The sequence below is a fragment of the Pseudoxanthomonas mexicana genome (genome assembly GCF_001556105.1).
Classification (GTDB): Bacteria; Pseudomonadota; Gammaproteobacteria; order Xanthomonadales; family Xanthomonadaceae; genus Pseudoxanthomonas_A; species Pseudoxanthomonas_A mexicana_A.
Genome location: NZ_LSIF01000104.1, coordinates 30,092 through 50,178 on the forward strand (window position 1 = coordinate 30,092; position 20,087 = coordinate 50,178).

Sequence of the window (20,087 nt, forward strand, 5' to 3'; positions counted from 1 at the left end):
TGACTTTGCCTGTCCTGTTGTGACATTATCCCGCGACCCCTCGCGCGTCCAGTGCCGGCGGCAGCTGCGGCGCGCTCCGCATGACCGTCAACCATCCCTGCGAGGTTCCCGTGCGCCCCATCCAGATTGCCACCCCTGCGCTCCTCCTTTCCGCAGCCATCGCCGCGAGCTTCGCGGCCCAGGCCGCTCCCTCCGCCGCCGACCGCATCGCCGGCACCGAACTGATCGCGCGCGATGCCCTGTTCGGCAACCCCGAACGCGCCAACGTGCAGATCAGTCCCGACGGCAAGTACCTCAGCTGGGTGGCTGCCGTCGATGGCGTGCTGAACGTCTGGGTGGCGCCGGCCGGCAACCCCTCTCAGGCGAAGGCCGTCACCCAGGACAAGGCGCGCGGCATCCGCAGCTACTTCTGGTCTTACCAGCCCGACACGCTGCTGTACCTGCGCGACAGCGGTGGCGACGAGGATTTCCACCTGTATGCGGTGGACCTGAAGACCGGAAAGGCGAAGGACCTGACGCCCTTCCCGAAGACGACCGCCCAGGTCTCCGGCGTCAGCCCCACGCAACCGGGCACGATCCTCGTCGGCATGAACGACCGCGACGCGAAATGGCACGACCTGTACAAGGTCGACCTGGTCACCGGCGCACGCACGTTGCTGGAGAAGAACGATGCGCAGATCGCCGGCTACATCGCCGATGCGGACTACGCCCTGAAGTACGCCACGCGCTCACGGCCGGATGGCGGCGCCGACGTGTTGAAGCGCGACGCCAAGGGCGGCTGGGAGAAGGTCGAGGACATCCCGTTCGAGGACGGACTGACGACCAGCCCCGGCGGCCTGACACTCGACGGCAAGACGCTGTACTTCACCGACTCGCGCGGGCGCAACACGGCGGCCCTGTTCGCGGTGGACGTGGCCAGCGGCAAGCGCACGCTGGTGTTGGAGGACGCGCGCGCCGACGTCGGCGGCACGCTCGCCGATCCCGCCACCGGCAAGGTGCAGGCGGTGTCGGTGGACTACCTGCGCGACGAGTGGAAGGTGGTCGATCCCGCGATCCGCGCCGACCTGGAAAAGCTGGAAGCCATCGGTCCCGGCGACGTGTCGGTGAATACGCGTACACGCGACGACAGGACCTGGATCGTGGCGTACTCGGCGGCGGAAGCGCCGCTGGTCTACTACCGCTACGACCGACCCGCCGGCACGCTGACCAAGCTGTTCTCCGCGCGGCCGAAACTCGACGGCAAGCCGCTCGTGCCGCAGTGGCCGGTGGAGATCACCTCGCGCGACGACAAGACGCTGGTGAGCTACCTGACCCTGCCGCGCAGCGCCGATGCCAACAACGACGGCAAGGCCGATGCGCCGGTGCCGCTGGTCCTGCTGGTGCACGGCGGCCCGTGGGCACGCGACTCCTACGGTTATGGCGGCTACAACCAGTGGCTGGCCAACCGTGGCTACGCGGTGCTGTCGGTCAACTTCCGCGGCTCGACCGGCTTCGGCAAGGACTTCACCAACGCCGGCAACGGCGAGTGGGCCGGCAAGATGCACGACGACCTGATCGACGCCGTGCAGTGGGCCGTCAAGCAGGGCGTCACGACGGAGGACAAGGTCGCCATCATGGGCGGCAGCTACGGCGGCTACGCCACGCTGGCCGGCCTGACCTTCACGCCGGATACCTTCGCCTGCGGCGTGGACATCGTCGGTCCGTCCAACCTCAACACGCTGCTCAGCACGGTGCCGCCCTACTGGGCCAGCTTCTTCGAACAGCTCGCCAAGCGCATGGGCGACCCGCGCACCGACGCCGGCAAGGCCTGGCTGACCGAACGCTCGCCGCTGACGCGCGCCGACCAGATCAAGAAGCCGCTGCTGATCGGCCAGGGCGCGAACGACCCGCGCGTGAAGCAGGACGAGAGCGACCAGATCGTCAAGGCGATGACGGCGAAGAAGATCCCGGTGACCTACGTGCTGTTCCCCGACGAAGGCCACGGCTTCGCGCGACCGGAGAACAGCAAGGCGTTCAACGCCGTGGCCGAAGGCTTCCTCGCCCAGTGCCTGGGTGGTCGCGCCGAACAGATCGGCAACGACCTGACGGGATCCAGCATCAGCGTGCCGACCGGTGCCGATGGTGTCCTCGGCCTGTCCGAGGCGCTGAAGCGCCATACGCAGGAAGTGAAGAAGTAAGCCCGCTCCATCTTCCCGCAGTACGGAAAGAAGAAACGCCGGCGCACGCCGGCGTTTCTCTTGATGCGTTCTTTCAATAGGCGGTCAGGCCGCCTTTTCCTTCTCGTAGAACTGCTCTTCCTCGGTCGAGCCCTTCAGCGCGGTGACGCTCGAGCTGCCGCCCTGGATGACGGTAGTGACGTCGTCGAAATAGCCGGCGCCCACTTCCTGCTGGTGCGACACGAAGGTATAGCCCTTGTCGCGGGCGGCGAACTCGGCTTCCTGCACCTGCTCGACGTAGTGCTTCATGCCTTCGCCGCGGGCGTAGTCGTGGGCGAACTTGAAGGTGTTGAACCAGTTGATGTGGATGCCGGCCAGGGTGATGAACTGGTACTTGTAGCCCAGCGCCGACAGCTCGTCCTGGAAGCGGGCGATCTGTGCATCGTCCAGGTTCTTCTTCCAGTTGAAGCTGGGCGAGCAGTTGTACGACAGCAGCTTGCCCGGATGCTTGGCATGCACGGCCTGCGCGAACTCGCGGGCAAAGCCGATGTCCGGCGTGCCGGTCTCGCACCACACCAGGTCGGCGTACGGCGCGTACGCGACGCCGCGGCTGATCGCCTGCTCCAGGCCGTTCTTCACCCGGTAGAAGCCTTCCGGCGTGCGCTGGCCGGTGACGAACGGCTGATCGTTGGCGTCGAAGTCCGACGTCAGCAGGTTGGCGGCTTCGGCGTCGGTGCGCGCCAGCACGATGGTCGGCACGCCCAGCACGTCGGCGGCCAGGCGCGCGGCCTGCAGCTTCTGCACCGCTTCCTGCGTCGGCACCAGCACCTTGCCGCCCATGTGGCCGCACTTCTTCACCGCGGCCAGCTGGTCTTCGAAGTGCACGCCCGCGGCGCCGGCGATGATCATGTTCTTCATCAGCTCGTAGGCGTTCAGCACGCCGCCGAAGCCGGCCTCGCCGTCGGCGACGATCGGCAGGAAGAAGTCGATCGCGTCGGCCTCGTTCGCCTTGCCGTCGCAGAGGTTCTTCCACTGGATCTCGTCGGCGCGCTGGAAGGTGTTGTTGATGCGGCGGACCATGGTCGGCACCGAGTCGTACGCATACAGCGACTGGTCCGGGTACATGGTCTCGGACGTGTTGCCATCGGCGGCGACCTGCCAGCCGGACAGGTAGACGGCTTCCAGGCCAGCCTTGGCCTGCTGCATCGCCTGGCCGGCGCTGATCGCACCGAACGCGTTGACGTAGCCCTTCTTCGCTTCACCGTTGACGAGCTTCCACAGCTTCTCCGCGCCGCGCTTGGCCAGGGTGTGTTCCGGCTGCAGGCTGCCGCGCAGGCGGACGACATCCGCGGCGGCGTAGTCGCGCTTCACGCCGGTCCAGCGCGGATTGCGGTCCCAGTCTTGCTGGATGGCATCGATCTGCTGTTGTTTGGTGCTCATGGCGGGCTCTCTTTCGTCGTGGGGTGTCGTGGCGGGGGCGAATCAGTCGATGCGGTCGTAGGCGGGCAGGGTCAGGAAGTCAGCCAGGTCGTCGGCGCGGCTCAGGTGGTCGAGCAGGGCGATGGCTTCGGAGATGCGTTCGCCGCCCGGCAGGCGCGAGTGATCGCCCAGCTTCGCCGGCAGCGCGGCCAGCGTGCGCTGCAGCAGCGCGTAGTCGATCTGGGTGCCGTCGCACAGGTGCACGTCCGGCGTGTGCAGCCACTGCCAGATCTGCGTGCGCGAGATCTCGGCGGTGGCGGCGTCTTCCATCAGCCAGTGGATCGGCACGCAGCCGCTGCCATCCAGCCACGCGGCCAGATAGCGCACGCAGACTTCCACGTTGCCTTCGAAACCGGCGCGGGTGATGGTGCCGGTCGACGGGCGGATCAGGTCGTCGCGCGTGACCGCCACGTCTTCGCGCAGCACGCCGCGCTGGTTGGTTTGCGGCATGTGCTCGTCGAAGATCGCCTTCGCCACCGGGATCAGCGCCGGATGCGCGACCCAGGTGCCGTCATGGCCGGCGGTGACTTCGCGCAGCTTGTCGGCGCGCACGCGCGCCAGCGCCTGTTCGTTCGCGGCTTCGTCGTTGTTGATCGGGATCTGTGCGGCCATGCCGCCCATCGCATGCGCGCCGCGGCGGTGGCAGGTCTGGATCAGCAGTTCCGAATAGGCCTTCAGGAACGGCTGCGTCATCGTCACCTGGCCGCGCTCCGGCAACACCTTGTCGGCGTGGCTACGGAAGGTCTTCAGGTAGGAAAAGATGTAGTCCCAGCGGCCGCAGTTCAGGCCGACGATGCGCTCGCGCAGCGCGTGCAGGATCTCGTGCATCTCGAACACCGCCGGCAGCGTCTCGATCAGCACGGTGACCTTCATCTGTCCGTGCGGCAGGCCCAGCGCCGCCTCGATGTGCGACAGCGCGGTCTCCCACAGCGCGGCTTCTTCCATGCTCTGCAGCTTGGGCAGGTAGAAGTACGGGCCGCGGTCCTTCGCCTGCAGCGCGCGGGCGTTGTGCCACGCGAACACGGCGACGTCGAACAGGCCACCGGCGATCGGCGCGCCGTCGATCAGCACGTGCTTCTCGTCCAGGTGCCAACCGCGCGGACGCACCAGCAGCACGGCCTGCTCCTCCTGCGGCTTCAGCGTGTAGTGCTTGCCGTTCTCGCTGGTGAACTGCAGGTCGCCGCGCACGGCGTCGGTCAGCGCGCGCTGGCCGGTCAGCAGGTTCTGCCAGGTCGGCGAGGTGGAATCCTCGAAGTCCGCCATGAACACCTTCGCGCCGGAGTTCAGCGCGTTGATGACCATCTTCGGATCGACCGGGCCGGTGATCTCGACGCGGCGGTCCTGCAATGCGGTCGGCACCGGCGCCACCGCCCAATCGCTGTCACGGATCGTGCGGGTGTCGGTGCGGAAGTCGGGCAGGCCGCCGGCGTCGAAGAACGCCTGGCGTTCACGGCGGGCCCGCAGCCGGGCTTGGCGCTCCGGTTCGATCGCACGGTGCAGCGAGACCAACAGCGCCAATGCGCCCGGCGGCAGCAGTGCGTCCTGGTCCGCTAGGCTGGCGGTCAGGGCAATGCCGGGGGTGGGACGGTCGGCGCGGGCATCGCGCGGCAGGGCGAAAGCGGTAGCGGACATGGGGGTCTCCTGGCGTCTTGCTGGAGACGCACAGTGCTCCCGATCTGAATTATTTGACAAAACAGTTTTGTCAATGCACTAAATAAGCCTTGCTTATAGTTGACTAGATCGTGAGCTCTAAAGAAGCGCCAACTCCTAGATTTCCTTACAAATCGGACCGCCTGAAGCCGCTGCGCGCCTTCTGCCAGACGGTGCGGCTGGGGTCGGTCTCGCGGGCAGCCGAGGCACTTTTCGTCAGCCAGCCGGCCATCACCCTGCAGTTGCAGGCGCTGGAACGGGAGTTGGGGATCACGCTGTTCGAGCGCAGCGGGCGTCGGTTGACCCCCAGCCGCGAGGGCCAAGTGTTGTATGAGCTGGCGCAGCCGCTGGTGGCGGGGCTGGACGGGCTGGACGCGACCTTCCGCGAGAAGGTCAGCGGGCTGGAAGCTGGCGAACTGAACGTAGCCGCCAACAGTTCGACCATCCTGTACCTGCTGCCGAAGATCGTGGAGCACTTCCGCCAGCAACACCCGGACGTGAAGCTGACCCTGCACAACGCGGCCAGCGCCGATGGCACCGACCTGTTGCGCTCGGACGCGGTGGACCTGGCGGTGGGCTCGGTGCTCGACGTGCCGGCCGACCTCAGCTACGCGCCGGTCTACCGCTTCGAACCGATGCTGATCACGCCGCCGGATCATCCCCTGGTGAAGAAGCGCGACCTGCGGCTGGAAGACCTGTCGCCGCATGCGCTGATCCTGCCGCCGAAGCGGCTGGTGACCTACCGGCTGGTCGACCTGGTGTTCCAGCAGGCGCGCGTGCCCTACACCGTCGCGCTGGAAGTCGGCGGCTGGGAGGTGATCAAGCAGTACGTCAGCATGGGCATGGGCATCTCGATCATCACCTCGATCTGCCTGACCGACAGCGACCGTGATCGCCTGGCCGCGCGCTCGCTGGCGCAATGGTTTCCGTCGCGCAGCTACGGCGTGGTGGTGCGCAAGGGCAAGTTCCTGTCGCCGCAGGCACGCGCCTTCATCGAACTGATCCAGCCCCATCTGTTCGAGCGCCGCGATTACGATGAGAGCGGGCATTCCGAACGCTGAGCACGCACGAGACATCCATGAGCACTGCCGAACAGCACCACCGCATCGACTACCTCGAATTCAACGTCGCTTCCATCGCCGCCGCGAAAGCCTTCTACGGCGACGCGTTCGGCTGGACGTTCCAGGACTACGGCCCGGACTACTGCGAATTCCGCGACGGTCGCCTGACCGGCGGCTTCGCGCACGGCGCGCCACAACCGGGCGGCGCACTGGTGGTGCTGTATTCGGCCGCGCTGGAGGACAGCCTGGCGAAGGTCAAGGCCGCGGGTGCGCGCATCACCAAACCGATCTTCGCGTTCCCCGGTGGCCGCCGCTTCCAGTTCACCGACCCGGACGGCTACGAACTCGCGGTCTGGTCGACGACCTGAGTCAGCGCGCGTCGTAGCGCGCGAGCAGCGCGCGGTGGCCCGATTGCCACTGCGCGAGTTCGACTGCCGAGCCGCCGTAGGCGGTGTCGATGAACGCCAGCGACAACGACTCGGTCGCGTGCTTGACCTGCTCGCTGACTTCGAGCGAATCGAAATAGCGACGATCGGTGAACACGTTGTGCGTGCCGTGGCGGTAGACCGCCAGCACCTTGTGCGCGCCGCCGATGGCGTCGAACACCTTCAACCGGTCATCCACGCCCGACCCGAAGCCCGGGATGCGGATGATGTCGTCGGCCGTGGTGACGTGCAGCGTGGGAATGGTGATGCCGGCGAGGATCGGACGGAAATCGTCGTCGCCGTAGAACGGCGGCGCGGAGATCACGATGGCGGCGCTGAAGCGGGGATCGCGCAGTTCGATCACCTTGCCGTCGCGCACCACCCGCGCACCCGCCGACATCAGCGTGGTGTTGGCGCCGTAGGAATGTCCGGCGGCCACGATGCGCGCACGATCGACGCGCGCACCCCACTCGCCAGCCAGCACCTGGTCGAGCGCGAAGCGCTGGTCGCGCACGCGGGCGACGGCTTCGTCGTCACTGGTGGCCTGCTGGAAACGCGACACCAGCGTCAGCGGATTGCCCTGCCACAGCGCGCGGTCGCTGCCGACGTGCTGCACGTGGATGCTGGCGATGCCGTGCTTCGCCCAGTAATCGCCCAAATAGGTGTAGCCGTCGCGCGCACTGCCGATGCCGTGCGAGAACACCACCAGCGGCACCTTGCCGGTGCGCGCCGCGTCCGGCCAGAACAGCTTCACCGGCACCGCGCGGCCACGCGCCGGATCCACCCAGTCCAGGTCCTGCACGCGGTAGCCCGCCTGCATCCCGATGCCGCCATCGCTGCGCACGTGCACGTGCGATGACGCCACCAGCATCGGCGCCAACAACACCAGGGACAGCACGACCGCCACGCGATGGCGGCGGAGAAAGGCGGCAACGTTCATCGGCAACTGCATCCAGGACAGGAATATCCCGCGCGCGGCGGCAACGCAGGCTCACAACCACACGGCGTGCCGCCCGCAGGCGGCCATCTACTTCTTCTTCGGACGCCCGGCCTTGACCGGCGCCAGCGCATCCAGCGCCTTCGCCAGCGCCTGCGGCGACAGCGCGGACAACGCCTGCAGGCCGGCGCGCAGCAACTCGCTTTTCTTCGCAGGACGCTGCATCTGCAGTGCACGGCCTTTCAACACATCGACCAGCGCGAAATCGTCCGCCGGCATGGTGAAGCTGTCGCGGACCAGCTTGCCCGGCACCGCTTCTCCGGCCGCGTCGGCACCGCCTGGTTCACGCGTCTTCCGGAGCTTGGCCACGGCGCACCCAAGAATCGTATAAACGATTTATACCTTTTTTGATCCGTATCGCCAAGTGGGCGCGCGGCCGACGAGCGGCAGGCGTTCAGCCGCTGCGGCGAGCGGCTTCCAGGCGACACGCCACTAGACTGTGCTCCCCACCCTGGCCGCTGCCGATGAGCCCCCGTACCGCCTCTCGCCGCACCGGCCAACGTGCCGCTGCGCTGGCCGCCGACGATGCGCGCGGACTGGCCGCCGCATTGGCCATCGCGCCCGCCGATCCGGTGGGTGTGCACGAAGCGCGCAAGTGCATCCGCCGACTGCGTTCGCTGCTGGCGCTCGGTCGTCGCGCCCTGGGCAAGGAGGGCGTCGATGCGATCGACCATGAGCTTCGCGCGCTGGCCAAGGGCCTCTCCACGTTGCGCGACGGCGAGGTTGTGCTGGATACCGCGCGACAGCTCGTACGCGATGCCGAGGATGCGGACGAAGCCGCCAGCTGGGAGGCGTTGCTGCCCCTGCTGGCCACGCGCCAGCACCATCAGCTCGCCGACGCGCTGCGCGACGATCCCGGCTTCATGCGCCGGCAGGCCCACGCACACCGGTTGGCCGAACAGGTGCAACAGCTTCCCTGGCGACGGCTCCACGACGAAGGCCTGCGCCTGCGGCTGGCGCGCTCGATGCAGCGCCAGGCACAGGCGCAAGCGGACGCGCTGGCGTCCGGACACGTCGACGACCTGCATGACTGGCGCCGGCGATCGCGGCGGTTGCGCATGCAGGTGTCCGCGTTGCACACGCTGCACGTGCGACTCCCTCGCGGCGACCACGGCGCTACCCATCCGCTGCGCCACATCGGCAGGCTGGTCGACCAGTTGGGCGTGCTGCAGGACCTCGCACTGCTGCGGCAGGCACTGGACGCGGTGGAACAGACCCAGGGCCACGCCATGCGGACCACTGCACCGTCCCGCAAGGCAAAGCCGGTGCATATCCAGCCGTTGGGCTGAACGCGTTTAGCCCGGGATGCACCGGGCGTGCACATCAAGAACACGCCGCATGGGCCGATAGTGACGCATACGGTCTGTCCGGACAGCGCGCGGAACATGCGCGCCGCCGGAACGTCCGTGGATCCGGTGTTCCGGCATGCCGCCGGTTTGGCACGAAGCCTGCTTCCCCGAGGGAGCGGCCCGGACCAACCGCCCTCCCTACGCAGGATCAAGGCCCACAGGTGGATTCCACCCCCGCACGTTCCGGTGACGCCCTGGCGCCGCCGGCCCCGCCCGCCCGTCGCGTCGGCCTGCCGCCGCTGGCGTGGGCGGCGGCTGTCCTGCTGTTGGGACTGGCGTGTACCGGGATCGTGGCCCAGCGCGAATGGCGCGACCTGCAGCAGCGCGCGGAAGACGCACGCAGCGCACTGGCCGATGCCGGTGCCTCCCAGTTGCGTGTGCCGCTGGAAGAGGCCGCCTCCATGCTGCGCGCCATGCAGACCGTGTACCTGGCCAACGACCAGATGGACCAGGCGCGCTTCAGCCAGTACCACACCAGCCTGCGCAGTCCACTCGCCTCGGGCGCGTACACCTCGGTGGCCTTCGCCCGCCGCCTGCCTGCCGGGCAGCCGCTGGCCGACCAGGTCTCGTACCGCTACGAATTCGTTGCGCCCTACCAGGCGAATGCATCGCTGATCGGCTTCGACATGGTCGGGCAGAAGGCGAACCTGGCGGCGCTGATGCGCGCCCGCGACACGGACTCGGTGGTGATTTCCGCACCCTTCGCCCTGCGCCAGAGCACGCCTGCCGGACAGAACCCGCTCGGCGTGACGCTGCGCCTGCCGGTGTACTCCGACGGCCCCACGCCCACCACGCCCAATCAGCGGCGTGCGCGTGAACTCGGGGCGCTGGCCATCGGCATCCGCCTGCAGCCCTTGGTCGAAACCGCCATGGGCGGCAAGGTGCTGGACGGCTTCCGGGTGCTGCTCTACGACGCGACCGCAGATGCGCATCCGTTCTACGATTCAGCCACGGCCACGGCCACCGACCTGCCCCGGCAACAGCGACGCGTGGACTTTGGTGGCCGGCAGTGGCGCATCGAGATGCAGCCACGCCCGCAGCCGCTGGATACCGGGCGCCTGCAGGCCATCCTGGCCGGCGGCGGCGTGATCAGCCTGCTGCTGGCGGCCCTCGCATGGTCGTTGACGACCACCCGGCGGCGCGCCGTGGCGCTGGGCCAGCAGATGAGCCAGCGTTACCGCGAGAGCGAACTGCGCTTCCGTGCGCTCAACGAACTGCTGCCCGCGCTGGTGCTGCTCGCCGACGCGCGCGACGGCCGCATCGTCTACGTCAACCAGGCGGCGCGGCTGCGCCTGGGCGACCCGACGGGACTGCCGCTGTCGGCGCTGTTCTCGGATCCGCAACTGCAGGCGCGTGCCCGTGATGCCGCCGCCATCGGCAACGACTGGGGCAACCTGGAAGCGGTGCTGTTGAGCCCGGGCGGTGGCGCGTTCTGGGCAAGCGCCTCGATCGCGCAAGTCGACATGGACGGCTCGGCGCATCTGCTGATGGTCGCGACGGATATCTCCGAGCAGCGCGAACTCACCGAACGCCTGAGCTACCAGGCCACGCACGATGCACTGACCGAGCTGTGCAACCGGCGCGAATTCGAGCGCCGCGTCGAGGAGGCGCTCGACGAACGCAAGGGGCGCGCCGTGTGCGACCCGTGCGCGCTGCTCTATATCGACCTGGACCAGTTCAAGCTGATCAACGACGTCTCCGGCCACATGGCCGGCGACCAGCTGCTCGCGCAGCTCGCGCTGGCGATGCGCCAGCAGCTGCGCGGCGGCGACGTACTGGCGCGGCTGGGCGGCGACGAGTTCGGCCTGATGGCCTTCCATGTGGACGCCGAAGGCGCGCGTGCGCTGGCCGAGCGCCTGCGCGAACGCATCGAGGCGCTGATGTTCGTCTGGCAGGACCGCACCTACACGGTCAGCGCCAGCATCGGCGTGGTGGTGGTCGACCAGCAGGAGCCGACACTGAAGGACCTGCTGGCGTGGGCCGACACCGCCTGCTACCTGGCCAAGGAGAACGGTCGCAACCGCGTGCACATGTACCGCGAGGACAACGAGACCACGCGCCGGCACGGCGAGATGGAATGGGCCAACCGCCTGCGCTGGGCGATGGAGCAGGACCGCCTGCTGCTGGACTACCAGGAGATCGTGCCGCTCGACGGCCGCGACACCGCCACCAGCATCGAACTGCTGCTGCGGCTGCGCGACGAGGATGGCGGCATCGTGCTGCCGGGCGCGTTCCTGCCCGCCGCGGAGCGCTACGGCCTGATGCCGGCGATCGACCGCTGGGTGATCCGCAACGCACTGGCGCACTTCGGCGAGCTGCACCATGCGGGCATGCGCCTGGGGACCTGCGCGATCAACCTGTCCGGTGCCAGCATCGAAGACGAGGGCCTGGCCGACTTCATCCTCGCCCGCATCACCGAGTACGCGGTGCCGCCGCACGCACTGTGCTTCGAGATCACCGAGACCGTCGCCGTGCGCAACCTGCTGAAGGTGGTCGGCGTGATCGAGCGCCTGCGCCGCGTGGGCTGCCGCATCGCGCTCGACGACTTCGGCGCCGGCATGTCGTCCTTCGGCTACCTGAAGAACCTGCCGGCGGACCTCATCAAGATCGACGGCAGCTTCATCCGCGATCTCGAGACCGACCCGATGAGCCGCACCATCGTCAGCGCCATCGCGCAGATCGGCCACCAGCGTGGTTTGAAAGTGGTGGCCGAATGGGTCGCCAGCCCGAAGATCTGCGACGCCCTGCGTTCGCTGGGCGTGGACTACGGCCAGGGGTTTGCGTTGCATCGTCCCGAGCGCGTGCTGTTCCAGCGCGACGAGCCGCCTGCACGTCGGCTGGCGGTGGTGCGCTGAGGCCGTGACCCGCATCGGTCGCATCGAGCGCCAACCGATCTTCACCCGCGGCGGCCGCTGACGCGCCGCGCCTAAGTCAGGCGTGCGCCATCCATTGCCGCAGCAGCAGCTGCAACGCAGCCGCATGCGCATCCACGTCATGCACGCCGCTGGCGGACCAGGTCGCGCGGTCCGCGCCCAACCACGTCAGCCGCTTCTCCGCATCGGTGATCGCGCCCTTCGGTATCGCGCGCTTGGTCGCGCCCAGATGCAGCACGAGCAGCACGCGATCCGTGCGCCGCAACTGCATCGTCGCGAAATGTCGCTCCTCCAGATGAAAGCTCGGCGCGTTCCACTTGATGCCTTCGCCGATGCGCGGGTCAGCGGCGAGGACCATCGCGCGCAGGCGACGGATGGTCGGTTCCTGCGGATGCGCCAGCGCCTTCAGGAACGTATCCACTTCGGTCAGCGGCGTGGATGTGCCCATGGTATCGCGCTGCTCCCGTCCACGCGCCGGCCGGCGTTGTCGCGAACTTACCCGCACAAGGCTGTCATCACCACCCCGCTCACCGACGGGCATCCGCCCGCACCGGTGTGGCGTTGATCAGGATCAACGTGCCGCTCATCCGTTCGCCGTACGGTGGATCTCCATCAGCTACTCACAGGAGCATGGAATGGACAGCACCATGAAAGCCGCCGTCGTGCGGGCGTTCGGCAAGCCGCTGGCGATCGAAGAGGTACCGGTGCCGCGCCCGGCGGCGGGCGACCTGCTGGTGAAGATCGAGGCCTGCGGCGTCTGCCACACCGACCTGCATGCGGCCGAGGGCGACTGGCCGGTCAAGCCCAACCCGCCCTTCATCCCCGGGCACGAAGGCGTCGGCCATGTCGTCGCCGTCGGTGCCGGCGTCACCCACGTGAAGGAAGGCGACCGGGTCGGCATCCCGTGGCTGTACTCGGCCTGCGGTTATTGCGAGCACTGCCTGGGCGGCTGGGAAACGCTGTGCGAGACGCAGCAGAACACCGGCTACTCGATCAACGGCGGTTTCGCCGAGTACGCGCTGGCCAATGCCGGCTACGTCGGCCACCTGCCGAAGACCATCGGCTTCGTCGAGATCGCACCGATCCTCTGCGCCGGCGTCACCGTCTACAAGGGATTGAAAGTCACCGACACCCAGCCCGGCGACTGGGTGGTGATCTCCGGCATCGGCGGCCTCGGCCACATGGCCGTGCAGTACGCCAAGGCGATGGGCCTGAACGTGGCCGCGGTGGACGTCGACGATACCAAGCTCGATCTCGCCCGCCGCCTCGGCGCGACGGTCGCCGTCAACGCGAAGACCACCGACCCGGTCGCCTACCTGAAGAAGGAGATCGGCGGCGCGCACGGCGCCCTGGTGACCGCGGTGTCGCCGAAGGCGTTCGAGCAGGCCATCGGCATGGTGCGCCGTGGCGGCACCGTGTCGCTCAACGGCCTGCCGCCGGGACAGTTCCCGCTCGACATCTTCGGCATGGTGCTCAACGGGATCACCGTGCGCGGCTCCATCGTCGGCACGCGGCTGGACCTGCAGGAATCGCTCGACTTCGCGGCGATGGGCAAGGTGGCCGCCACCGTGGCGACCGACCGGCTGGAGAACATCAACGAGGTGTTCGACCGCATGCGGGCCGGCGCCATCGAAGGCCGCATCGTGCTGGACTTCGCCGCCTGACCGCCATGCCGGCATGACCCTTCAGTCTCCTGCCGGCGATGTGTAGGCAGGAGACGCCTGCTGCACCGCCATCATCGCCTTTCCGCGGCCTGCCGGCAGCGGCTGGATGCGCAGGCCGCGATGACGGCACAGGTCGATGGCCGGGTACAGCGCGCTGCGGCCATTGGCGAATTCCACTCTCACGTCGTGGACGCATTGCCCGCCCGCGACCTGCACGGTGACGGCACCGCCACCGCCCGGCACGGCGGCATCGCGCAGCACTTCGTTCCACACCGTGCCGCCGGCGGGCGTCGCGGCGACCGAGACGATCCGGTCGTGCGCACGGTTGATCAGGTCCAGGTAGTGGGTACGTTCACCGGCGACAGCGGTGAAGGCGGTCATGGATGCGGCAAGCAGGACGAGGGCGGACAGGCGGCGCATGGCGTGGTCTCCGGTGGGATAGGGGCCATCGGATGCGCGGCGCGCGTACCGTGGCGACCGCATCTCGCGCCTGACCGGAGAAGGCCACAACGGATTCGTGACGAATCGTCGTGCCGTCGTGACGAATCGTCGTCCGTGCCCTTCGCGCCTTTCCGTCGCCCCCACACCGCCCTACGATGCGGACGCCGATTGGGAGTTCCGCATGAAGATCCGCCTGGGCAATACCGAGATCGGCCTGGTCCGCTACCTGGCCTTGTGGACGGCGGTCGCGCTGTTGTTCACCCTGCAGACGAAGCTCAACAACGGCCTGCACCGTCCCAACTGGCCGTTGTGGGATCTGGTCCGCTGGTCGTTGATCCAGTGGTACACGTGGGCGGCGCTTGCGCCGCTCGTGTTCCGCCTGGCCGAACGGTATCCGGTGAGCAGCCCGCTGCGCTTGCGCGGGCTGGGCAAGCAGCTGGTGGCCAGCCTGTGCACGACCTTCGTCGCGATGATGATGGGCGCGCTGGTCTCCACGCTGTTCGAGCCCAGCGGCTTTTTCGAACAGCTCGGCTACTTCCTGGAACAGCACTTCGCCATCGGCCTGCTGACCTACTGGTTGCTGTTCGCCATCCAGCAGGCCATCCACTTCCATGCCGAGAAGGCGCGGCGCGAACTCGAAGCCAGCCGGATGGCGACCGAGCTCGCGCAGTCGCGACTGCAGGTGCTGAAGACGCAACTGCAACCGCACTTCCTGTTCAACACGCTGCACGCCATCGTCACCCTGCTGGACGAAGACAAGCTGTCCGCCGAAGACATGCTGCTGCGGCTGAGCGAACTGCTGCGCGCGTTTCTGGAGGACTACGACGGCCAGGAGATCCCGCTGCGGCGCGAGCTGGAACTGCTCGAGCTGTATCTCGGCATCCAGCGGCATCGCTTCAAGGACCGGCTCACCACGCGCATCCATGTCGCCCCGGACGTACTGGACGCGGCCGTACCCAGCCTGGTGCTGCAGCCGCTCGTGGAGAATGCGATCCGCTACGGCATCGGCCAGCACGTCGGCGACGACTGCGTCGAGATCGACTGCCGGCGCGAGGGCGGCGTACTGTGCATCGATGTGCGCAACTTCAACAGCACGCTGGACGAGGGCGGCCACGCCGGCGGCCACGGCATCGGCCTGTCGAATACGCGGATGCGCATGCGCGAACTCTATGGCGACGACGCCAGCCTGCGGCTGGACCTGATCGTCCCGCGCGGCGTCGCCTGCCGGCTGCGCCTCCCGTTCCACAAACTGGACGACGACGTGCTGCCGGAGCACGCGCCCGCATGAGCCTCACCGCGCTGGTCGTCGATGACGAACCGATCGCGCGCCACGCGGTGCTCCGGCTGTTGCGCGAGGATCCGGACATCGAGGTCGTCGGCGAATGCGGCGATGGCGTGTCCGCGGTGGCCGCGATCCGCGACCGGTCGCCGGACCTGGTGTTCCTCGACATCCAGATGCCGGCCATCACCGGCCTGGACGTGGTGGCGACGATCGGCGCGGCACGCATGCCGGCGACCATCTTCGTCACCGCCTACGAGCAGTTCGCCGTGCGCGCGTTCGAGGCGAACGCGGTCGACTACCTGGTGAAGCCGTTCAGCCGCGACCGCTTCACCGAAACGCTGCGCCGGGCGAAGCAGCGGCTGGCCAGCGCACGCGGTGCCGACGCGGACACGACCGCGCGCATCATGCAGGCGCTGGCGTCGCTGCAGCAGCGCGATGCCTACCTGGAACGGCTGCCGGTGCGCGAGGACGAGCGCGTGGTGCTGGTCGACGTGGACGACATCGTCTGGATCAAGGCCAGCGGCAACACGGTGCGCCTGCACCTGGCCGACCGCGTGCATGAACTGCGCGACACGATGTCCGCGCTGGCCGCACGCCTCGATCCGCGCCGCTTCGCCCGCGTGCATCGTTCGGCGATCATCAACATCCGCCGGGTCAAGGACATCCACCCGTGGTTCAACGGCTACCACGTGGTGACCATGGATACCGGCCAGCAGCTGCGCATGAGCCGCTACCAGCACGAGGCGTTCCTGAAACTGGCGACGTTGCGGCGCGACGGTTAGCCGGGCGTGTCCTGCGCATCGTGGTCGATCACGCGTGCCGCTTGCGACCATGGTGTGCTCGTCGGGCCGTTCGACAACCACGTCCACCCGGTGCGTCCGCTGGATCGACAGGCCCACCTTCTGCTGCACGCGTATATTTCCGGCAGGATTGACGTGCGTCCTACCTGGTCTGCACTCAGGTCCACCAGGACCAACGCGGAAACCCCGCGGCCGGCCAGCTATTCCGACTCCACCCCGGCCAGTGCCAGCACCCATCCCGGCACCACCGGCTCGCCGGCGTAGAAGTCCTTCGGTTGCTTCTCCGCCATCGCCCAGCGGTGCAGCCAGCTGGGACCATAGCGGCCGTTGTAACCGTCCTCGCCACGCGCGTACGCGGGATCGCGCAGCGCCTCATCCAGCGTCACCACGCGGTAGCCGCGCCGCTGCACGCCCGCGACCAGCGCCGCGTAGGCGACGGCATTGAGTTCGTTGGCGTGCAGCAGCCACACCTGCGGCAGCGCATAACCCAGCAACGCCTGCGACTGCGCTTCGTAGTAGTCGACCTTGTTGAGCATGTACGGGATATAGCCGCGCCGCAGCCGCTCCAGCGTGGCGTCGCGTTCGGGCGTGTCGGGCTGGCCGTCGAGCATGTTGGCGTAGGCGAACGCCCAGACCCATTCGCCGTTGTCGACGGTCACCGGCGCGATCCGGTAACCGTGCCCACCGAGGAAGGCGGACAGTGTGGCGCGGTCCTCCGGCGTACGGCCGGCGCGCAGGTAGGGATGGCGGAACCAGCGCGGCACCTGTCCGCGTTCCGCCAGCAGCGGCCGCAACACGCGCTCGCCATCGAGGATGTCCTGCTGGAACGCCGGCAGTCCCACGGCATGGACATCGAGATGGCCGTGCGTGTGGTTGCCCAGTTCGTGGCCCGCGTCCAGCCAGTCGCGCAGCATCGCCACGCGCGACGGCTGCACCTGCCCGTCGACCTCCAGCTTGCCCTCGTTGACGAAGCCCACCACCGGCACGCCGGCCTGCTTCAGCTGCGCCATGAGCTGCGCGTGGCGCGAGGCAAGTTCCGCCGGTGGCGTCCTGTCCATCCGCTGCCAGGGCAGGTCGTCGATGGTGATGGCGATGCGGCGGTCGGGACCGGACGCGTGCGCCACCACGGACACCGCCAGCAGGAGCAGTGCAGACAGCGCACGATGGACAGGTCGCATCAGCAGGAACCGCAGGCGGAGGGAACCCGAGCTTAGCCAGCACACGCGATCATCGGCAACCGCGCGACCATTTCCATACCTTCACACCACGTGACGAGCCATGTCCTGCCGATGCGGCATGATGCGTAGGAAGGACTACGAACTCCGAAGGATCCACCTGATGCGTGCATGGCTGTTGCTGCCCCTCCTGCTGCTGTCTTCCTTCGCCGCGCGTGCGGCCGATGCCTGTCCGCAGTTGTCGCAACAAGCGCCCTCTGACGTCGCCACCCGTATCGCCGCGGTCGCCTGCCGCGAGCACCTGATGTGGTACCGCCCCTTCATCGACCGCAACGGCCGGCTGGCGAACGCGCCGATGATGGAAGCCGAGTCGTCGCTGCTGTCGATCGGCGACGACCGCGCCTGGCAGCGCGTCGCGCGCTACTGGCGCGACAGCGGCCTGCTCGCCGCGATCGGCCACCGTCGCGGCGCGACCGATTGCCTGTATGCCTCGGCGACCGGGCCACAGGCCGAAGCCTGCCGTGGCTTCGTGGTGGACACGCCGTGGTCGGCTGCCTTCATCTCGTGGGTGATGCGCGAGGCGCGGGTGCCCGGCTTCCGCGGCTCCGGCCGGCACTTCACCTATGTGCAGGCGGCGTACCAGAACCCGTCGACCAACGCCTTCGACGTCATCGACGTGGCGAACGCCAAGCCGGTGGTCGGCGACCTGATCTGCTACGTGCGCCAGGCCGGCCGCCTGTTCGGCCACGAAGGCCTGGCGCCGCTGTTGCGCAGCGGCAGCTCCCTCGACATGCATTGCGACATCGTGGTGGCGGTGAACCCCAACAACGACAGCACCGCGTACGCCATCGGTGGCAACGTGCAGCAGAGCGTGACCATGCGGATGCTGCCGCTGAACCGCAACGGCGAGTTCTGGGGCGGCCTGCCGCTGCGCATCGGCGACGGCACGCTGTGCGCGCCCGACAACGAGGCGGCGTGCAACATGAATCGCCAGGACTGGGCGGCGATCCTGCGGCTGAAGGCGCCGGAGCAGTTGGCGAAGCTCCCAGGCTACCTGCCGCCCGCGCAGGACGCGCCTGGCAGCGAGTCGCCGGAGAAGGCCGAGTGCTGCATTCACTGCGTCATCGGATCGGGTGTGCCAAGGTGCCCCGCAGAATCGACGAGCCCCGCCACTGCCGCCCCGACCTCCGACACGGAATCGCTCTGATGACCCTGCACCATCGCATGCCATCGCTTGCCGGCCTCGCCTCGGCCTCCGTGTTCGCCCTGCTGCTCGGCGCGTGCGCGACGACGCCCAGCACCACGCTGGCAGCCGGACAGCAGGCGACGGTCGATGGCACCCTCGTCAGCGTGGACACCACGCCGTGGACCTACGACGGCAGCGCCGTGGTGAAGATCGCGACCGACAACGGCCAGGTCGACGTGCACCTGCCCGCCCGCTGGAACCTGTGCAAGGCACCGCCGCCGGACGACCTGCAATCGCTGAAGGCCGGCGACCGCGTGCGGGCCACCGGTACCGTCACCGAGGATGGCGGCCTGGTCGTCTGCGAGCGTGCGGAACACGTACTGCGCAAGACGCCCTGACGTCAGGGCGCCCGACTACGGCGCCTTCATCCAGCGCCCACTGCCCTGCGACACGACGTCGAAGCGGGCCCATTGGCGGAACTCGTCCAAGGTGCATGCACCTGATTGGCCGGCTTGTTCGCCCGCCACGACGCGGTAGTGGATGCGATCCGTGACGGCATCGGCAGGCAGCTCGTCCTGCATCAGCACGCGACGCACACTCCACAGCTTGCCCAGTTTGCCGTTGCTGTAAGCGCGCCCCGCGATGATGTCCTGCGGATGGATAATGTTCTTCTCGGCGTGTTGCTTGGCGAGTTCCAGCAGTTCGGTGAGGTTCTCGGTGGTGATGTCGACGTAGGAGTTGAGCTGCTCCATCGCCGCGGAGAAGTCTTCCTGCGTCAGTTCGAACTGGCGCGCCGCCGGTCGCGTGGCGGGAATGGGTTGGCGGCGCTTGTGCAGGTGCGCCGGGTAGCGGCGCCACGGGAACAGCGCGTTGAAGGCGATCGCCATGGACAGGATGGCGACCACGTTGATCAGCACCGGCATCAGCAAGTAGCCGTAGCCGAGTGCGTGCATCTGCGAACCGCCGATCACCGCCGCAAGCGCGGTGGCGCCACCGGGCGGATGGATGCAGCGCAGGTAGTACATGCCCAACACCGCGAGGCCCACGGCAAGGGCGGCGGTCCAGGCATGGCCGGGAAACAGCTTCTGGCAGCTCACGCCGATGAAGGCCGACAGCAGGTGGCCGCCCACTACGGCCCAAGGCTGCGACAGCGCGCCCTGCGGCACGGCGAACAGCAGCACGGCGGACGCGCCCATCGAGGTGACCATCAGCGCGCCGCCGACGGCGCCGGCCGCGTGTTCGGGGAACGTCCAGCGGGTCAGCCAGTACACCGCCACGATGCCGAGCAGCGCGCCGATGCCGGAGATCCACTTCTCGCCGTGGCGGGTGGTGTTGCGCTCGATGCCCAGCAGCAGGCGCAACTCGGTCAGGCGGGACGGCGGGCTCATGGGCGGATAAACAATGAGGAGGCGACGCAGTCTATGCGAACGCCGCGCCCGTTCCGCCACGTAGGGCGGGCCCAGGCCCGCCATCGCGGAACATCAGACGCGTGCGCTGAGCAATCCGATCCGGCGGAACCACATCTCCAGCGGCACGGTCACCAGCGGCG

Annotated in this window: 18 protein-coding genes; 10 read left to right on the plus strand and 8 right to left on the minus strand. The window is 68.2% G+C overall.

Annotation, left to right across the window (positions count from 1 at the left end):
• The first annotated feature begins 80 nt into the window (after positions 1-80).
• Positions 81-2,177 carry an alpha/beta hydrolase family protein gene (locus AX730_RS17740; RefSeq protein WP_062358526.1) on the plus strand — a complete coding sequence of 699 codons (2,097 nt, stop codon included), beginning with the start codon at positions 81-83 and terminating at the stop codon, positions 2,175-2,177.
• Positions 2,178-2,261: 84 nt separating this feature from the next.
• Here AX730_RS17740 and aceA read toward each other — a convergent pair whose 3' ends face one another.
• Both aceA and aceB read right to left on the minus strand, forming a co-directional pair.
• On the minus strand, positions 2,262-3,596 hold the full coding sequence (aceA, locus tag AX730_RS17745; protein ID WP_062358527.1) for an isocitrate lyase: 1,335 nt from the start codon (positions 3,594-3,596) through the stop codon (positions 2,262-2,264).
• A gap of 42 nt (positions 3,597-3,638) precedes the next feature.
• Positions 3,639-5,267, minus strand: a complete 1,629-nt coding sequence (gene aceB / locus AX730_RS17750; protein ID WP_062358528.1) for a malate synthase A — start codon at positions 5,265-5,267, stop codon at positions 3,639-3,641.
• Between the two features lie 110 nt (positions 5,268-5,377).
• On the opposite strand from aceB, the gene AX730_RS17755 reads away from it, so the two are divergent.
• Together AX730_RS17755 and AX730_RS17760 are read left to right on the plus strand one after the other, a co-directional pair.
• Positions 5,378-6,346 (plus strand): LysR family transcriptional regulator, encoded by a 969-nt coding sequence (locus AX730_RS17755; RefSeq protein ID WP_062358529.1) that lies wholly within the window; start codon positions 5,378-5,380, stop codon positions 6,344-6,346.
• A 17-nt stretch (positions 6,347-6,363) separates the two neighbouring features.
• Positions 6,364-6,714 carry a VOC family protein gene (locus AX730_RS17760; protein WP_062358530.1) on the plus strand — a complete coding sequence of 117 codons (351 nt, stop codon included), beginning with the start codon at positions 6,364-6,366 and terminating at the stop codon, positions 6,712-6,714.
• Position 6,715: 1 nt separating this feature from the next.
• On the opposite strand, the gene AX730_RS17765 is transcribed toward AX730_RS17760, so the two are convergent.
• Both AX730_RS17765 and AX730_RS17770 read right to left on the minus strand, forming a co-directional pair.
• On the minus strand, positions 6,716-7,711 hold the full coding sequence (locus AX730_RS17765) for an alpha/beta hydrolase family protein (RefSeq protein WP_198147243.1): 996 nt from the start codon (positions 7,709-7,711) through the stop codon (positions 6,716-6,718).
• Positions 7,712-7,798: 87 nt separating this feature from the next.
• A complete protein-coding gene (locus AX730_RS17770; RefSeq protein ID WP_062358531.1) occupies positions 7,799-8,077 on the minus strand; it encodes a hypothetical protein in 279 nt (92 codons plus the stop codon).
• A gap of 155 nt (positions 8,078-8,232) precedes the next feature.
• Here AX730_RS17770 and AX730_RS17775 point away from each other — a divergent pair, with 155 nt between their 5' ends.
• A complete protein-coding gene (locus tag AX730_RS17775; RefSeq protein ID WP_062358532.1) occupies positions 8,233-9,057 on the plus strand; it encodes a CHAD domain-containing protein in 825 nt (274 codons plus the stop codon).
• Between the two features lie 221 nt (positions 9,058-9,278).
• Complete coding sequence (locus AX730_RS17780; protein ID WP_232310294.1) at positions 9,279-11,972, plus strand: bifunctional diguanylate cyclase/phosphodiesterase; 2,694 nt, start codon at positions 9,279-9,281, stop codon at positions 11,970-11,972.
• A 76-nt stretch (positions 11,973-12,048) separates the two neighbouring features.
• Here AX730_RS17780 and AX730_RS17785 read toward each other — a convergent pair whose 3' ends face one another.
• The gene (locus AX730_RS17785) at positions 12,049-12,438 is read right to left on the minus strand and encodes a DUF1801 domain-containing protein (RefSeq protein WP_062358533.1); all 390 of its coding nucleotides are present in this window, start codon (positions 12,436-12,438) and stop codon (positions 12,049-12,051) included.
• 187 nt (positions 12,439-12,625) lie between these two features.
• Here AX730_RS17785 and adhP point away from each other — a divergent pair, with 187 nt between their 5' ends.
• Positions 12,626-13,654 carry an alcohol dehydrogenase AdhP gene (adhP, locus tag AX730_RS17790; protein WP_062358534.1) on the plus strand — a complete coding sequence of 343 codons (1,029 nt, stop codon included), beginning with the start codon at positions 12,626-12,628 and terminating at the stop codon, positions 13,652-13,654.
• Between the two features lie 21 nt (positions 13,655-13,675).
• Here adhP and AX730_RS17795 read toward each other — a convergent pair whose 3' ends face one another.
• Positions 13,676-14,074 (minus strand): hypothetical protein, encoded by a 399-nt coding sequence (locus tag AX730_RS17795; protein ID WP_062358535.1) that lies wholly within the window; start codon positions 14,072-14,074, stop codon positions 13,676-13,678.
• 202 nt (positions 14,075-14,276) lie between these two features.
• Between AX730_RS17795 and AX730_RS17800 the strand changes: the two genes are divergently transcribed.
• Entirely contained in the window at positions 14,277-15,383 is a 1,107-nt protein-coding gene (locus tag AX730_RS17800; RefSeq protein ID WP_062358536.1) for a sensor histidine kinase, read from the plus strand.
• A complete protein-coding gene (locus AX730_RS17805) occupies positions 15,380-16,159 on the plus strand; it encodes a LytR/AlgR family response regulator transcription factor (protein WP_062358537.1) in 780 nt (259 codons plus the stop codon). Before AX730_RS17800 ends, AX730_RS17805 begins: the two co-directional genes overlap by 4 nt.
• Positions 16,160-16,377: 218 nt before the next feature.
• On the opposite strand, the gene AX730_RS17810 is transcribed toward AX730_RS17805, so the two are convergent.
• Positions 16,378-17,355 (minus strand): polysaccharide deacetylase family protein, encoded by a 978-nt coding sequence (locus AX730_RS17810; protein WP_062358538.1) that lies wholly within the window; start codon positions 17,353-17,355, stop codon positions 16,378-16,380.
• Positions 17,356-17,473: 118 nt separating this feature from the next.
• Here AX730_RS17810 and AX730_RS17815 point away from each other — a divergent pair, with 118 nt between their 5' ends.
• Positions 17,474-18,559 carry a DUF2272 domain-containing protein gene (locus AX730_RS17815; protein WP_198147244.1) on the plus strand — a complete coding sequence of 362 codons (1,086 nt, stop codon included), beginning with the start codon at positions 17,474-17,476 and terminating at the stop codon, positions 18,557-18,559.
• Complete coding sequence (locus AX730_RS17820; RefSeq protein ID WP_157074339.1) at positions 18,559-18,936, plus strand: hypothetical protein; 378 nt, start codon at positions 18,559-18,561, stop codon at positions 18,934-18,936. The genes AX730_RS17815 and AX730_RS17820 overlap by 1 nt, the downstream gene beginning before the upstream one ends.
• Positions 18,937-18,951: 15 nt before the next feature.
• On the opposite strand, the gene AX730_RS17825 is transcribed toward AX730_RS17820, so the two are convergent.
• Complete coding sequence (locus AX730_RS17825; protein WP_062358540.1) at positions 18,952-19,926, minus strand: HPP family protein; 975 nt, start codon at positions 19,924-19,926, stop codon at positions 18,952-18,954.
• Between the last annotated feature and the right edge of the window lie 161 nt (positions 19,927-20,087).

Bases quoted from the DNA above. Each gene is read 5' to 3' on its own strand.
- adhP (WP_062358534.1), top strand. From the start codon at position 12,626: ATGGACAGCACCATGAAAGCCGCCGTCGTGCGGGCGTTCGGCAAGCCG.
- AX730_RS17775 (WP_062358532.1), top strand. From the start codon at position 8,233: ATGAGCCCCCGTACCGCCTCTCGCCGCACCGGCCAACGTGCCGCTGCG.
- aceA (WP_062358527.1), bottom strand. From the start codon at position 3,596: ATGAGCACCAAACAACAGCAGATCGATGCCATCCAGCAAGACTGGGAC.
- AX730_RS17800 (WP_062358536.1), top strand. From the start codon at position 14,277: ATGAAGATCCGCCTGGGCAATACCGAGATCGGCCTGGTCCGCTACCTG.
- AX730_RS17815 (WP_198147244.1), top strand. From the start codon at position 17,474: ATGATGCGTAGGAAGGACTACGAACTCCGAAGGATCCACCTGATGCGT.
- AX730_RS17740 (WP_062358526.1), top strand. From the start codon at position 81: ATGACCGTCAACCATCCCTGCGAGGTTCCCGTGCGCCCCATCCAGATT.
- AX730_RS17760 (WP_062358530.1), top strand. From the start codon at position 6,364: ATGAGCACTGCCGAACAGCACCACCGCATCGACTACCTCGAATTCAAC.
- AX730_RS17820 (WP_157074339.1), top strand. From the start codon at position 18,559: ATGACCCTGCACCATCGCATGCCATCGCTTGCCGGCCTCGCCTCGGCC.
- AX730_RS17795 (WP_062358535.1), bottom strand. From the start codon at position 14,074: ATGCGCCGCCTGTCCGCCCTCGTCCTGCTTGCCGCATCCATGACCGCC.
- AX730_RS17805 (WP_062358537.1), top strand. From the start codon at position 15,380: ATGAGCCTCACCGCGCTGGTCGTCGATGACGAACCGATCGCGCGCCAC.
- AX730_RS17825 (WP_062358540.1), bottom strand. From the start codon at position 19,926: ATGAGCCCGCCGTCCCGCCTGACCGAGTTGCGCCTGCTGCTGGGCATC.
- AX730_RS17785 (WP_062358533.1), bottom strand. From the start codon at position 12,438: ATGGGCACATCCACGCCGCTGACCGAAGTGGATACGTTCCTGAAGGCG.
- aceB (WP_062358528.1), bottom strand. From the start codon at position 5,267: ATGTCCGCTACCGCTTTCGCCCTGCCGCGCGATGCCCGCGCCGACCGT.
- AX730_RS17810 (WP_062358538.1), bottom strand. From the start codon at position 17,355: ATGCGACCTGTCCATCGTGCGCTGTCTGCACTGCTCCTGCTGGCGGTG.
- AX730_RS17765 (WP_198147243.1), bottom strand. From the start codon at position 7,711: ATGAACGTTGCCGCCTTTCTCCGCCGCCATCGCGTGGCGGTCGTGCTG.